Below are 13,655 nucleotides of genomic sequence, written 5' to 3'. Positions count from 1 at the left end.
GCGCCGCCCAGCGCGCCGCGCTGCGGGGACTGCCCGGGCGCCGGTCGGTTCATCCCTGCGGACGCAGCCCGTTTGGTTTTGCGCCGTCCGGCTCCCTACGGCGGATCGTTCTCTGCGGGTCACCTCGACGGCCTCGTCCCCGGATGCCCGCCCCGCCCGGATGCCCTCCCCCAACTGCCCTGTCCGGCGGGCTCCGCCCCGCCTGCTCCGCCCCGTCTGCCCAGCCCCCTCAGGCGGCGCCGTGCTCGTGGGCGGTACGCTCCAGTGCGGCCAGCGTGGCGGCATAGTCGGGATGGCCCTGGCCAAGGTCCCTTTGCTGCCAGAAATCCGTTTCGAGATCGAAGAACTGGGTGCTGCCGTCGGCGTAGCGGATCAGCCGGTAGCGGCCATGGCGCACCGCGATCCCGTCGTTGGAAAAGGTCGGCACCGCCCGCTCGGGCGCCCGCGCGCCGTCGCAGAGCGGCCGCAGAGACCGGCCGGGGCTGCCCTCGATCGGGGAAAGCCCCAGGTGGTCCAGCACCGTCGGCCCCAGATCCAGCAGCGCCACGGGATCCGACACGCGCTGCCCCTGCCGACGCGCGGGATCCCACAGGATGAAGGGCACCCGCCCCACCTGATCGAACAGCGTGAACTTCGAGAACCTGTTGCGGTCGCCCAGGTGGAACCCGTGATCCGCGACGATCAGCACCAGCGTGTTGTCGGCGTGCGGTGACGCCATCAGCGCCTCCCACACCCGGCCCAGGTGGTAATCCCCGTGGGTCATGGCCGAGAAGTAGTTGCGCACCGACTTGCGCCACCACTTCGCCCGCCCCTCCTCCAGCAGGTCGCGCGGCGGAACACGCTCGCGGATGAACAGGTCCTCGGGCCAGCCCGCGTCCCAGTCTGCGGGGGGGACAAAGGCGGCTTCGTCGTACATCTCCTTGAACCGGGCGGGCGTGTAGTGCGGCCCGTGCGGCGAATAGAACCCGACCTCGCGGTAGAACGGCGCGTCGCCGTCGTAGGTCGTCAGGAACTCGATGGCCGAGTCCGCGACCTGGTGGTCGTAGTAGCTGGCATCATGCGCCGGATCGGCGGTGGCCTTGCCGCCGCGATGGCCGCCGAACTTCACCAGATCGGCCTCGGGCGGCAGGCTGGTATCGGCATCGAACCTTTTCTGCCGGTCGCTGTAGATGCGTCCGTGATGGCGGCGCTTCAGCGGGGTATAGCCATGGTGCACCTTGCCGCCCGAGGAACAGAACCAGCCGGCGTCCCGCAGGCGGCGGGTCCAGATATCCTCGGGAGCGACGCGGTCGAAGACATCGACCGTATTGTCGTAGATGCCGGTCTGCGGCGGCGCCTTGCCGGACATGAAACTGGCCCGCGACGGCCCGCAGATCGGCGCCTGGCAGTAGGCCGCGTCGAACACCGTCGCTTCGGCGCAGATCCGGTCCAGGTTCGGGGTCTGCAGCGGCACACCGAAGACCGAGCGATAGTGCCAGTAGGACACCGCATCGTCGAAACTGATCAGAACGACGTTCTTCCGGGTCGTCATCCGGGCCCTCCCCCTTGTCGCGGGCAGCCTCCGGCCTGCGCCGTCGCCCTCTGCCCTCTGCCCTCTGCCCGTCATGCCGCAGCCCGCGGCGTTTGAACAGGCGTCCGTGGGGTGCGGCAGGTGACACCGCCCCGAAGCGGCGCTAGAACGGCGCGGCCCATACGCCAGACCGAAGCCAAGGCTCCATGTCCGCCAGTTGCTGTTCCCCGTCCGGCCGCACCGGCCCCCTGCCCGAGCCCTCCGCCCAGCCGCGGGCGGCGCCCGAAACCCGCGCGCGCCTCGCCGCGGCGCTGATCGAGCTCAAGGGCGGGTTCTTCGACATGGGCGCGCGCACCGCCCGCCATCCCGGCGATTTCGATGCGCCGCGGCGCAAGGTACGGGTGTCGCCCTTCCGCATCTCGGCGACGGCGGTCACCAACGACGACTGGGCGGCTTTCGTGGCCGAGACCGGGCACCGCACGATCGCCGAGACAGATGGCTGGTCGTCGGTGTTCCACCTGCTGCTGCCCGATCCGGTGCGCTGGCCCGACCATCCGCCCGGCCTGCCGTGGTGGCGCGTGGTCGACGGCGCCTGCTGGTCCGCGCCCGAAGGTACCGGCAGCGACCTCGAGGGGCGCGGCGACCACCCGGTGGTGCACGTGTCGTGGTTCGACGCGCAGGCCTACTGCACCTGGGCCGGCCTGCGCCTGCCGACCGAGGCGGAGTGGGAATTCGCCGCCCGCGGCGGACGCGCGCGGACCAAGTTTCCTTGGGGCAACGAACGCACGCCCGGCGGACGGCACGCGATGAACGTCTGGCAGGGACGGTTCCCCACGGAAAACAGCGCCGAGGACGGCCATGTCGGCACCGCGCCGGTCCGCGCCTTCGTCCCCAACGACTATGGCCTGTGGAACACCTGCGGCAATGTCTGGGAATGGGTTGGCGACTGGTTCGGCCGCCCTCCCGCCCCGCGCCTGTCGCGCGATCCCGCGGGCCCCGAGGCGGGCGATCGCCGGGTCCAGCGCGGCGGGTCTTTCCTGTGCGACGACAGCTACTGCGAACGCTTCTACGTCCACTCGCGCACCGCCAATACGCCCGACAGCTCTACCTGCAACGCGGGTTTCCGCGTCGCCGCGGCCGCCGCCTGACCGGCGCGGACCCCGCAGGCTCCACAGGCCGCGGGTCGAACGCCCCCGCACCCGTCCCAAAGCAACGTCAAGCCCACCCGGGAAAAGCCGGGGAAAGCACGTGGTCCGGGGCCGACACCGACATGGCCGCGGGCCTCTCAGGCAGTGGTGCGAAGGCTGCGAAGCCACCGCCACGACCGCGCTCCGGCCGCGCCCCGGCCGCATTCTGACCCGGCACAAGGGGCAGAGGCCGGCCGGGGGGCAGCGGGTCTGCACACGTGCCGGTGCGGCGTGGGGGACGGCGGCATCGGGAGCGCCCTTTGGGAGGGCGCCGCCTTCGCCGCCCCGGAACCGGAGAGCGTGGAGAAGTCGAAGACCGCGCCGTCGACCGCCTGCGCCTGCGCCTCGGACGAGGCCCTGGTGCCGTGCGCCGCGGCCGGTTCGGCGGCCTTGGCCGCGTCGGGGTCGAAGGTGCCCGCCACCTCGTAGCTGCCCTCAGCCCATGCGGGCAGATGCTTGCAGCCCAGGATGGATCCGGCGCCGAAGATCACGATGGGGCGGCGTTTTGCGGGGGCGGCAAGTCTTCGACGCAGATCACTCGACATGAAAGATATCTTCCATTCCGGCCCGGCCCCCTCCCCCTCGGTCCGCGCCCTCAGGCGCGCAGCGACCGGCCGGTTTCGGCGCCGAAGAGATGGGCGCGCGACCGGTCCGGGTGGAAGGGCAGACCCTCGCCACCTCCCACCCGGCGCGGGTTCAGCATCCGTGCCGTCCAGTCACGCCCGCTCTATCCAACATCAGTGACACCGAGACCCGTCATGCCCTAAGACTGAAACCGGATCACCCGCTGGGGGCAGGGCAGATGCACCACATGGACGCCGGGTTCATGGCCCGGAGCGACTTCAAGGGACGCATCGCGCATGGCACGCCGGTCGTCTCCATCGGCCTGACGGCGAGCGGGGTGGACCCGGTGGCGTTTTCCCATGGCTACGACCGGCTGCGGTACATCCGGCCGGTCTTCATCGGTGACACCATCCGCACGCGACGGACCGATGCGCGGATGGCGGATGACCCGAAGCGCCCGAACTCGGCCCGGCTGTTCGAGAAGGTCGAGGTTCTGAACGAACGGCACCACACCGGCCTTGTCTGCGAACATATCCACATCGTCGAACGGAGGCCCCGGAATGGCTGAGTTGGAAGGAAAGACCGTGCTGATCACCGCAGCGGCACAGGGCATCGGGCGCGCCAGCGCCCTGGCCTTTGCCCGCGCGGGCGCCACGGTCCACGCCACCGACATCAACGCGGCGGGACTGCAAGGGCTCTCGGACTGCCAGACGCACCGGCTGGACGTGCTGGACGACGCGGCCATCGCCACGCTGGTCAGCCAGATCGGCCCGGTCGATATCCTCTTCAACTGCGCGGGCGTGGTTCACAACGGCACCATCCTCGAGGCCAGCGACGCCGACCTCGACTTCGCCTTCGACCTCAACGTCAAGGCGATGGTCCGCACGATCCGCGCCATCCTGCCGGGGATGCTGGAGCGTGGCGCGGGCTGCATCCTCAACATGAGCTCGGTCGCGAGCGCGGTGAAGGGCGTGCCCAACCGCTTTGCCTATTCCGTCACCAAGGCGGCGGTGCTGGGGCTGACCAAGTCGGTCGCCGCCGACTACGTGGACCAGGGCATCCGCTGCAACGCCATCTGCCCCGGCACGGTGCAGTCGCCGTCGCTGGACGACCGGCTGGCGGCCACGGGCGACTACGACGCCGCGCGCACCGCCTTCATCGCGCGCCAGCCCATGGGTCGCATCGGCGAGGCGGACGAGATCGCGGACCTGGCCGTCTACCTTGCCCGCGCCACCTACACCACCGGACAGGCCGTCTGTATCGATGGCGGCTGGACCATCTGAAAAAGGAGACCCCGATGAAATTCCTCCGCTACGGAGAGCCCGGCCAGGAAAAGCCCGGCGTCCTGGCCGCCGATGGCAGCCTGCGTGACCTCTCCGGCGTCACCGCCGACCTGTCGGGCGACGTCCTGACCGACCTCGGCGCGCTGAACGTGGACCCCGACAGCCTGCCCAAGGTCGAAGGCAATCCCCGCCTCGGCCCCTGCATCGGCGGCACGGGAAAGTTCATCTGCATCGGTCTCAACTACTCGGACCACGCCGCCGAAACCGGCGCCACCGTCCCGTCCGAGCCGATCATCTTCATGAAGGCCACCAGCGCCATCTGCGGACCCAACGACCCCATCGTGATCCCCCGCGGGTCGGAGAAAACCGATTGGGAGGTCGAACTGGCCATCGTGATCGGCAAGAAGGCGAAATACGTCAGCGAGGCCGATGCGCTGACCCATGTCGCGGGCTACGCCATCACCAACGACGTGTCCGAGCGCGCATTCCAGGCCGAACGCCAGGGCCAGTGGACCAAGGGCAAAAGCTGCGACAACTTCGGCCAGATCGGCCCCTGGCTGGTGACCCCGGACGAGGTCGCCGATCCGCAGAACCTCAAGATGTGGCTGACCGTCAACGGCGAAACCATGCAGGACGGCACCACCTCGACCATGGTCTACGGCGTGGCATTCCTGGTCAGCTACCTGTCGCAGTTCATGACCCTGCATCCGGGTGACGTGATCTCGACCGGGACCCCGCCGGGCGTGGGCCTCGGCATGTCCCCGCAACGGTTCCTGAAGGCCGGCGACGTGGTCGAACTGGGGATCGAAGGTCTGGGCCAGCAGCGTCAGGACGTGACCGCCGACACCTGATCCGATCCGCCCCGGCGCGCCCGCCTCGCGCGCCGGGGGCCTCCGGCAGATGCCAAGCAGGGCGCCGATGCGTTGCGCCTTTCCGACTGCCACAATTTCCACGACGTCCGCAGGCTGGCGCGACAGCGCCTGCCGGGTCCGTTTTTCGACGACATCGACGGCGGCGCGGACGACGAGACGACCTATGCCCGCAATGCCGCGTCCTTCGGCGAGGTCGACCTGATCCCGAACATTTTGCACAGGGTACGGGACGTCGATCTGTGGACCACCGTGATGGGCCAGAAGATCGACCTGCCCGCCTTCTGCCCGCCCACGGCGCTGCAGCGGTTGTTTCGTCACGAGGGCGGTCGGCGCCGCGGCCGAGGCCTATGGCACCATGTTCGGCGTGTCGTCGCTGGGCACCGTGTCGATCGAGGAGATGCGGCAGAAGTACAAGACCTCCCAAGTCTACCACTTCTACGTCCACCGGGACCGCGGCCTGAACCGCACCATGATGCAGCGCGCCAAGGAGGCGGGCGGCGAGGTGATGATGCTGACGGTGGAGCCGATCACCGGCGGCAACCGCGAACGCGACAAGCGCATGGGCTTTTCGATCCCGTTCAGGCTGAACCTGCGCGGCATCGCGGGCTTTGCCGCGAAACCCGCATGGGCGCTGAACTACCTTCGGCACGAAAGCTTCTCCCTGCCGCAGCTGTAGGACCACGTGGACATGGGGACCGGCACCGCCTCCATCGGCCCGTATTTCACCGAAATGCTGAACCCCGCGATGACCTGGGAAGCGTGACCGAGATGGTGGTGCTTTGGGGCGGCCCTTCTGCCTCAAGGGTCGGATGGCGGCCGAGGACGCGGTGCGCGCCGCAGATATCGGCAGCCAGGGCGTCGTGATCTCGAACCACGGCGGACGGCAGCTGGACGGCAGCCGCGCCCGCTGTGACCAGCTGGACGGGGTCGTGCAGGCCGCGGGCGACCGGCTGAACGTGATGCTGGACATGATGCTGAACGGTGGCATGACGCGGGGCAGCCATGTGCTCAAGGCGCCGACATCTTCGGACCCGACCGCCTCTGCCGGGGCGGGGACTGGCCGGTCTGCACCCTGGGCGGGGGCCTCTCGCCCTCCGGTCGCGGTCCCCCGCACCCTCGTCGCCGACTGCCGACCGAAGACCGCGCAAGGCTCTTTCAAGGAACGCGCCGCGGATCTGGCGGCTTTGACCGCCTCCATGGCGCGCACGCCCCGGCGGGCAAGCCCCACGTGAGCCCGCCGAAAGCGTCGCCCGCACAAGGAAAGCGACAAAGGCCGATCCGCCCCTCAACTGGTGGAACCAGTTCCGCGGCGCGCCTGTTTGACCGTGAGAAACGATCTTGCGTCACGGGGTTCTTCAAGCATGTCGCCTGATACGAAATTCACCAACAGCTCATTGGAAGACCTCGCGCAGCGGCGGATGGTGATCGAAGCCGTCTCGCCTCTGATCGACGGCGGGCGCTTTGCCGCCAAGGCGGTCGCAGGCTGGCCGCTGGCCGTTTCGGCCGACATCTTCGGCGACGGACACGAAGTTTTTGCCGCCGCCGTCGTCCTGCCCGACGGATCCGAAACGCGCATGGCCTTCATCGACAACGACCGCTGGGGCTGCGAGGTCACGTTCGACACCCCCGGCCCCGCGCGGTTTTCGATCATCGCGTGGCGCGACCTGTGGGGCGCCTGGGCCCGCGACACCCGCAAGAAGATCGACGCCGGCCAGGACGTGAAGGTCGAGCTGATGGAAGCCGCCCAGATCATCGCCCAGGCCAAGGCGCCCAAGGGCGAGGCGAAGGCGCTGAAGGCACTGGCCACCGCCGCCAGGAAGGGCGATGCCGAAACCCTGCTGACCCCCGACGCGGCCCGGCTGATGGCCCGGATCGGCCCCCGCGCCAACGTCACCCGGATCGAGCGTGACGTGCCCGTCTGGGTCGACCGCGAGCGTGCGGCGTTTTCCGCATGGTACGAGCTTTTCCCCCGCTCGGCCGGCCCCGAGGGACGGCATGGCACCTTTCGCGACGTGATCGACCGGCTGGACTACGTGGCCGACCTGGGCTTCGACGTGCTCTACTTTCCGCCGATCCACCCCATCGGCACGACCAACCGCAAGGGCAAGAACAACGCACTGCGCGCCGAACCCGGCGACGTCGGCTCGCCCTACGCCATCGGCGCGCCCGAGGGCGGGATGACGGAGGTGCACCCCGAGCTTGGCACGCTGGACGATTTCGATGCCCTGGTCGCCGCGGCGCGGGACAAGGATCTTGAAATCGCGCTCGACATCGCGCTGAACGCCTCGCCCGACCATCCGTGGATCGACGAACATCCCGACTGGTTCGAACGTCGCCCCGACGGCACGATCAAGTTCGCCGAGAACCCGCCGAAGAAGTACGAGGACATCGTCAACTTCCGCTACTACAACGACGACGGCACGCCCAACGCGCCGTTCTGGGCGGCAGTGCGCGACATCTTCCTGTTCTGGGCCGGGCACGGCGTGCTGTGCTTCCGCGTCGACAACCCGCACACGAAGCCCTTTCCCTTCTGGGAATGGATCATCACCGAGGTCCGCGCCCAGCACCCGGGCGCCATCTTCCTCAGCGAGGCGTTCACGCGGCCGAAGATCATGAAGCGGCTGGCCAAGATCGGCTTCAACCAAAGCTATACCTACTACACCTGGCGCAACACCAAGGGCGAGCTGGCGGAGTACCTGACCGAGCTTACGACAGAAGAGTGCGCCGATTACATGCGGCCGAACTTCTTCACCAACACGCCCGACATCAATCCGTATTTCAACCACAGCTCGGGGCGCCCCGGCTTTCGCACGCGCGCGATCATGGCGGCGTCGCTGTCGGGCAACTGGGGCCTCTACTCGGGGTTCGAGCTGTGCGAGGATGACTGGCTGCCGCCCAAGGACGAATACCTGAACTCCGAGAAATACGAGCTGAAGCACCGCGATTACGACGCGCCGGGGCACATCAAGGACGATATCCGCCTGATCAACCGCATCCGGCGGACGGAACCCGCGATGAGGGACTTCCGCAACCTGCGCTTCTACAACGCCTCGGACGACCGGGTGCTCTACTACGGCCGCTTCGACGAGGCCGCGGGCAGCTACCTGCTGTTCCACGTGCTGATCGACCCGCTGAACCCCGCGCATTTCGAATTCGAGGTGCCGCTGTGGGAATTCGGCCTGCCCGACGACGGCAGCATCGGCGTGACCGACATGCTTTACGGCAATTCCTTCGACTGGGACGGAAAATCCCACTTTCTGGGCCTCGATCCTCACGAACGGCCCTACGCGATCTGGAAACTGAGCCCCCCGGAGGCGGCTGAATGAACATGCAGGACCAGGGCCTGACCGCCCGCACGACCACCGACACCGCCGACTGGTACAAGGACGCGGTGATCTACCAGTTGCACATCAAGGCCTACCAGGACGCCAACGGCGACGGCATCGGCGATTTCCGCGGCCTGATGCAGCGCCTGGACCATATCCAGGAGCTTGGCGCGACGGCGATCTGGCTATTGCCGTTCTACCCCTCGCCCCTGCGCGACGACGGCTACGACATCTCTGAATACAAGGCGATCAACCCCTCCTACGGCACCATGGAGGATTTCGAGACGCTGGTGGACGAAGCGCACAAACGCGGGCTCAAGGTCATCACCGAACTTGTCATCAACCACACCAGCGATCAGCACGACTGGTTCCAGCGCGCGCGACGCGCCCCCAAGGGCAGCCCCGAGCGCGACTTCTACGTCTGGTCCGACGACCCGCAGAAGTGGATGGACAAGACCCGCGTGATCTTCAACGACACGCATGACAGCAACTGGACCTGGGACCCGGTGGCCGAGCAGTTCTACTGGCACCGTTTCTTCGACCACCAGCCCGACCTCAACTTCGACAATCCCGCCGTGATGGAGGCGGTGCTGGACGCCATGCACTTCTGGCTGGACAAGGGCGTCGACGGGCTGCGGCTGGACGCGATCCCCTATCTCGTCGAACGCGACGGCACCAACAACGAGAACCTGCCCGAAACCCACGACGTGCTGAAGGCGATCCGCGCCGACCTCGACAAGCACTACGAGGGGCGGATGCTGCTGGCCGAGGCCAACCAGTGGCCCGAGGACACGCGCCCCTATTTCGGCGAGGGCGACGAATGCCACATGGGCTTTCACTTTCCGCTGATGCCGCGGATGTACATGGCCGTGGCGCAGGAGGATCGTTACCCGATCTCGGACATCATCCGACAGACGCCCGAAATCCCCGAGGACTGCCAGTGGGCGATCTTCCTGCGCAACCATGACGAGCTGACGCTCGAAATGGTGACAGACCGCGAACGCGACTACCTGTGGGATTTCTACGCCTCAGACAGGCGCGCACGGATCAACATGGGCATCCGCCGCCGCCTTGCGCCGCTTCTGCAGAACGACCGCCGCAAGATCGAGCTCCTGAATTCGCTGCTGCTGTCGATGCCGGGCACGCCCATCGTCTATTACGGGGACGAGATCGGGATGGGCGACAACTATTACCTTGGCGACCGCGACGGCGTGCGCACGCCGATGCAGTGGTCGGCCGACCGCAACGCGGGCTTCTCCCGCGCGCTGCCGCAAGAGCTTTACCTGCCGACGATCCAGGACCCGGTTCACGGCTATCAGGCGATCAACGTCGAGGCGCAGCAATCCTCGCCCACCTCTCTGCTGAACTGGATCAAGCGGATGATCGCGGTGCGCCAGCGCCACGATGTCTTTGGCCGCGGCGAGATCGAGTTGCTGTATCCCACCAACCGCAAGGTGCTGGCCTACCTGCGCCGGTCGCCCGAGGGCGAGACGGTGCTGTGCGTTGCCAACCTGTCGCGCCAGGCCCAGGCGGCCGAGATCGACCTGTCGGCGTTCGAGGGCCGCGTCCCGATCGAGATGACCGGCCAGTCGAGTTTCCCGCCCGTGGGCGCCCTGCCTTATCTTCTGACGCTTCCGGCCTACGGCTTCTACTGGTTCCTTTTGACGGATGCCGAGGATGCACCGGGCTGGCACACGCCGCAGACCCAGCCCCTGCCCGACTTCCTGACGTTGACGACGCGCGACGGCACCCTTTCGGGCGCCTTGGCCGACCGCGCGTCTGGCGACTTCGTCTCGCAGACCCTGCGCGACTACCTGCCCCTGCAACGCTGGTTCGCGGCCAAGGAAAGCCGGATCTCGGATGTTGCGCTGCACCCGCTCGCGTCGATGGGCGGCGGACAGCACATGCTGGCCGTGGCCGATGTCACCGCGGGGGGCGCCACGCAGCAGTACTTCCTGCCGCTCGCCGCCGTCTGGGGCGAGGATGCGCTAACCCTGTCGCCGCGCCTGCCCGCCACGTTGGCAAAGCTGCGCCGCGCCAACCGCGTGGGCGCGATCCTCGACGGTGCGGTCGATGAAACCATGGCGACGGCGCTTCTCTCGGCGCTGCGGGCAGGGGAAGAAATCGATGGCGACGGCGGGCGCATCGCGTTCCAGCGCACCGACCGCTTCGACACCTACGACGAGGAGGCGGGCGAACCGCGTCTGCTCTCTGCCGAACAGTCGAACGCGTCGATCGCCTTCGGCGACAAGATGATCCTGAAGCTCTACCGCCGGCTTCAGGCTGGCGTGCAGCCGGATATCGAGATCGCGCGCTTCCTGACCGAGGAAACGGACTTCGCCGCCAGCCCGCCGCTTCTGGGCACCATCGACTGGATCGACGGGACCGGCGGCGTCACCACGTTGGCGGCCGCCTCGGCCTTCGTGCGCAACCAGGGCGACGCCTGGACCTACGTGACCGAGGCGCTCGACCGCGACATCGAGCGGCGCGAGATGGGCGGCCGCGAAACCGATCCCGCCGCGCAGGAGGATCAGCCGGTCCTGGGCGGTCCACTCGACATCGGCACCGTCCTCGGCCGCCGCACGGCCGAGCTGCATCAGGCGCTGGCCAGCGGTGCGCCCGACACCGCCTTCGCCCGCGAGCCGCTGGACAGCGCCGGCGTCTCTGCTCTGATCGACACCGTGTCGGCCGAGCTGACAGGGACGCTGGACCGCCTGAGCGCGCACTTGTCCTCTCTCCCCGAGGCGAGCCGCGCCGTGGCGCAGGCCGTCCTCGACCGGCGCGACACGCTTCTGGGCCGGATCGAGGCTTTGCGCGGCATGCAGCCCTCGGGCGGGATCGGCCGCATCCACGGCGATTACCACCTGGGCCAGGTCCTCGTCGTCGAAACCGACGTGATGATCATCGATTTCGAAGGCGAGCCCGCGCGCAGCTTGCAGGAACGGCAGGCCAAGACGTCGCCCCTGCGCGACGTGGCGGGCATGCTGCGCAGCTTCGACTACGCGCTCTGGTCCACCCTGCGCCGCCGGATCGACCTGGGTGCCGACCCCGAGCGCACAATGGCCCATGTCGAGGGCTGGCGCGGCGCCACGCAGGGCAGCTTCCTCTCCGCCTACCGCGAAACGGCCAGCGGCAGCGACCTGCACCCCTCGGATCCCGCGTTCGAACAGGCCCTGCTGGATCTCTTCCTGATCCAGAAGGCGGGCTACGAGGTCGGCTACGAGATGGCCATGCGTCCCGACTGGGTGGATATCCCGCTGCGTGGCCTGCTTGCCCTGGCCGAGGGCGGCAGCACCGGCGCCTGACGCACCCGCGCGCCGCTGTGCCGGTCCTTTCGGCAACGGCGTCGGTCCACGCGGCCCATCACCGCCCCCGTCTTGCGGGGGAGGTTCGGCTTTCGCGACCCCGGGATATCGGATCGAGGCCCATCCAGAGCGTGCCGCCCCGATATCCGCCACGGACCAGCCGGTCGGGGCGGGTGGCCTGCGGATAGGCCTCGGCCCAGTCCCGGAACCGGTCGTTCGAAACGACCCGGGCCCCAAGATCCCGCGCCGCCTTCAGTATCTCTGGATCGGCGGGGTTGCCCCGGCCAACGACGATGACATTTCCCCGGGCAAGCCCGAGATTTCTCGCCAAAGCCGTCGCATCCATGTAGCGGCCGCGCAGCTTGTAGCCGGCGTTCGCGTCGAAGACGACGCGCGGCGTATATCCCTGGTCGCGGATGTACCTCAGAACCTCGCGCAGCGGCGCAAGATCGGCCGATCCCGCCTTCCAGTGCATGACGTTCGAGCCATCCACGACGATCCATCCGCGCGCCAGGGGCCGGCGCAGGCGCGCCGCCCGCCAAAGCAGGATCAGGCTGGCCAGCACCGCGGGCCCCGCGAGCACGATCAGATCGCCCGCCCCCGGCACCCACAGCGTCGCGCCCGCCGCAGCGAGAGAGAGAAACAGCAAGATCACCGGCCCCAGCATCCGGCCGATCTATAGCAGCTGCCAGCACGGGCCAAGCTGCGGCGGCCCATGCCCGTCAAAGCGCGGCAGGGAACGCCTGTGGCTGGCACCCGGGTCCTTCCTTGTCCAGGGCACCGTCCCCCGGGCACGTCCCCGATTACGACCGGCATGGCCGATGCCCCGGGGGGCCGGACCGCGCCGACGCCGCACCATTGTTCTCGCAGGGCCCCGGATCGGATATGAACGGATCGATCAAGGAGCCAGACCCGCATACGGGCGCAGCACCGTCGTGGAAGACCGTCCTCAGGCCAGCCCCTTGGACGAACATCACCGGACCGACGATGCTGCCGCTGGCCCAAGGGGACCTCGCAGCAGCTGCAACCATGCTCGAAAACGGTTTCTCGGGATTCGCATCCCCAAGCCCGATCACCGGCTACATGTGGCTGATCCGCTTGCCGGGCGGGGCCGCCCCCCGATGACAAAGACCACCCCTGCCGCCGGCCCCTCCGCGTTTCTCGTGCGGGCGCCTTTCGTACCTTGCAGCATTGGCGTCACGCCTCCGCCGGCGTCATCGGGCGGGGGAACGGACAGCGCCATCATTTTCGACAGTCCGATAATCGGCCTGTATGTGCAGGGGTCTTGAAGACCAACGGCTTGGAGAAGGGCATCATTGACACGGGTTGGCCGCCTCGCCGGACCGGCATCAAGTACATCACGCCGTTCCAAAGAAGTCAGATCAGGAACGTCGCCAAGCGGCGCGTGAACTGTCCTGCCTGCGGACGGAGCCAAAACAGGTGTTTCTCGGCCCCATGCCTTTGGTTCATCGCAATGTGACTATCGCAGCAAGCCCTGCACCACACCGGGTCCCTTGGCGATCAGGGCGCGCAGGACCTGAGCTGGACCGGTGGGCCTGCGGCGGCCTTGGTCCCGATCCAGGAGAGTTCCCTTCGCCACGTTAATGC

10 protein-coding genes and 1 pseudogene are annotated in these 13,655 nt (G+C 68.2%); 9 read left to right on the top strand and 2 right to left on the bottom strand.

Annotated elements, in window-relative coordinates:
* Positions 1–229 precede the first annotated feature (229 nt).
* Entirely contained in the window at positions 230–1,531 is a 1,302-nt protein-coding gene (locus tag EKE94_RS04985; RefSeq protein ID WP_164870830.1) for a sulfatase family protein, read from the bottom strand.
* A gap of 185 nt (positions 1,532–1,716) precedes the next feature.
* Between EKE94_RS04985 and EKE94_RS04980 the strand changes: the two genes are divergently transcribed.
* The 8 genes and pseudogenes from EKE94_RS04980 to treS all read left to right on the top strand — a co-directional run bounded on the left by EKE94_RS04980 (position 1,717) and on the right by treS (position 12,047).
* On the top strand, positions 1,717–2,658 hold the full coding sequence (locus EKE94_RS04980; protein WP_127905519.1) for a formylglycine-generating enzyme family protein: 942 nt from the start codon (positions 1,717–1,719) through the stop codon (positions 2,656–2,658).
* A gap of 841 nt (positions 2,659–3,499) precedes the next feature.
* On the top strand, positions 3,500–3,829 hold the full coding sequence (locus EKE94_RS04975; RefSeq protein ID WP_127905518.1) for a MaoC family dehydratase: 330 nt from the start codon (positions 3,500–3,502) through the stop codon (positions 3,827–3,829).
* A complete protein-coding gene (locus tag EKE94_RS04970; RefSeq protein WP_127905517.1) occupies positions 3,822–4,544 on the top strand; it encodes an SDR family oxidoreductase in 723 nt (240 codons plus the stop codon). Before EKE94_RS04975 ends, EKE94_RS04970 begins: the two co-directional genes overlap by 8 nt.
* Positions 4,545–4,558: 14 nt before the next feature.
* Positions 4,559–5,395: a fumarylacetoacetate hydrolase family protein gene (locus tag EKE94_RS04965; protein ID WP_127905516.1), complete on the top strand. Its 837-nt coding sequence runs from the start codon at positions 4,559–4,561 to the stop codon at positions 5,393–5,395.
* Positions 5,396–5,467: 72 nt separating this feature from the next.
* Positions 5,468–6,092: pseudogene (locus EKE94_RS19040) on the top strand (alpha-hydroxy acid oxidase).
* A 133-nt stretch (positions 6,093–6,225) separates the two neighbouring features.
* Positions 6,226–6,648 carry an alpha-hydroxy-acid oxidizing protein gene (locus tag EKE94_RS19035; protein ID WP_268878272.1) on the top strand — a complete coding sequence of 141 codons (423 nt, stop codon included), beginning with the start codon at positions 6,226–6,228 and terminating at the stop codon, positions 6,646–6,648.
* A 129-nt stretch (positions 6,649–6,777) separates the two neighbouring features.
* Positions 6,778–8,742 carry an alpha-1,4-glucan--maltose-1-phosphate maltosyltransferase gene (locus EKE94_RS04955; RefSeq protein WP_127905515.1) on the top strand — a complete coding sequence of 655 codons (1,965 nt, stop codon included), beginning with the start codon at positions 6,778–6,780 and terminating at the stop codon, positions 8,740–8,742.
* Positions 8,739–12,047: a maltose alpha-D-glucosyltransferase gene (gene treS, locus EKE94_RS04950; protein WP_127905514.1), complete on the top strand. Its 3,309-nt coding sequence runs from the start codon at positions 8,739–8,741 to the stop codon at positions 12,045–12,047. The genes EKE94_RS04955 and treS overlap by 4 nt, the downstream gene beginning before the upstream one ends.
* A 58-nt stretch (positions 12,048–12,105) precedes the next feature.
* On the opposite strand, the gene EKE94_RS04945 is transcribed toward treS, so the two are convergent.
* Positions 12,106–12,714: an NYN domain-containing protein gene (locus tag EKE94_RS04945; RefSeq protein WP_127905513.1), complete on the bottom strand. Its 609-nt coding sequence runs from the start codon at positions 12,712–12,714 to the stop codon at positions 12,106–12,108.
* 218 nt (positions 12,715–12,932) lie between these two features.
* On the opposite strand from EKE94_RS04945, the gene EKE94_RS04940 reads away from it, so the two are divergent.
* Positions 12,933–13,172, top strand: a complete 240-nt coding sequence (locus EKE94_RS04940) for a hypothetical protein (RefSeq protein WP_127905512.1) — start codon at positions 12,933–12,935, stop codon at positions 13,170–13,172.
* Positions 13,173–13,655 lie beyond the last annotated feature (483 nt).

It is taken from the genome of Mesobaculum littorinae (assembly GCF_004011175.1).
Classification (GTDB): Bacteria; Pseudomonadota; Alphaproteobacteria; order Rhodobacterales; family Rhodobacteraceae; genus Tranquillimonas; species Tranquillimonas littorinae.
Note: the sequence above shows the minus strand (reverse complement) of the source record. Positions and strands in the feature narration are given on the sequence as shown.

Excerpts from the sequence above, each read along its gene's own strand:
- EKE94_RS04985 (WP_164870830.1), bottom strand. The coding sequence starts at position 1,531 with ATGACGACCCGGAAGAACGTCGTTCTGATCAGTTTCGACGATGCGGTG.
- EKE94_RS04980 (WP_127905519.1), top strand. The coding sequence starts at position 1,717 with ATGTCCGCCAGTTGCTGTTCCCCGTCCGGCCGCACCGGCCCCCTGCCC.
- EKE94_RS04975 (WP_127905518.1), top strand. The coding sequence starts at position 3,500 with ATGCACCACATGGACGCCGGGTTCATGGCCCGGAGCGACTTCAAGGGA.
- EKE94_RS04970 (WP_127905517.1), top strand. The coding sequence starts at position 3,822 with ATGGCTGAGTTGGAAGGAAAGACCGTGCTGATCACCGCAGCGGCACAG.
- EKE94_RS04965 (WP_127905516.1), top strand. The coding sequence starts at position 4,559 with ATGAAATTCCTCCGCTACGGAGAGCCCGGCCAGGAAAAGCCCGGCGTC.
- EKE94_RS19035 (WP_268878272.1), top strand. The coding sequence starts at position 6,226 with ATGGCGGCCGAGGACGCGGTGCGCGCCGCAGATATCGGCAGCCAGGGC.
- EKE94_RS04955 (WP_127905515.1), top strand. The coding sequence starts at position 6,778 with ATGTCGCCTGATACGAAATTCACCAACAGCTCATTGGAAGACCTCGCG.
- treS (WP_127905514.1), top strand. The coding sequence starts at position 8,739 with ATGAACATGCAGGACCAGGGCCTGACCGCCCGCACGACCACCGACACC.
- EKE94_RS04945 (WP_127905513.1), bottom strand. The coding sequence starts at position 12,714 with ATGCTGGGGCCGGTGATCTTGCTGTTTCTCTCTCTCGCTGCGGCGGGC.
- EKE94_RS04940 (WP_127905512.1), top strand. The coding sequence starts at position 12,933 with ATGAACGGATCGATCAAGGAGCCAGACCCGCATACGGGCGCAGCACCG.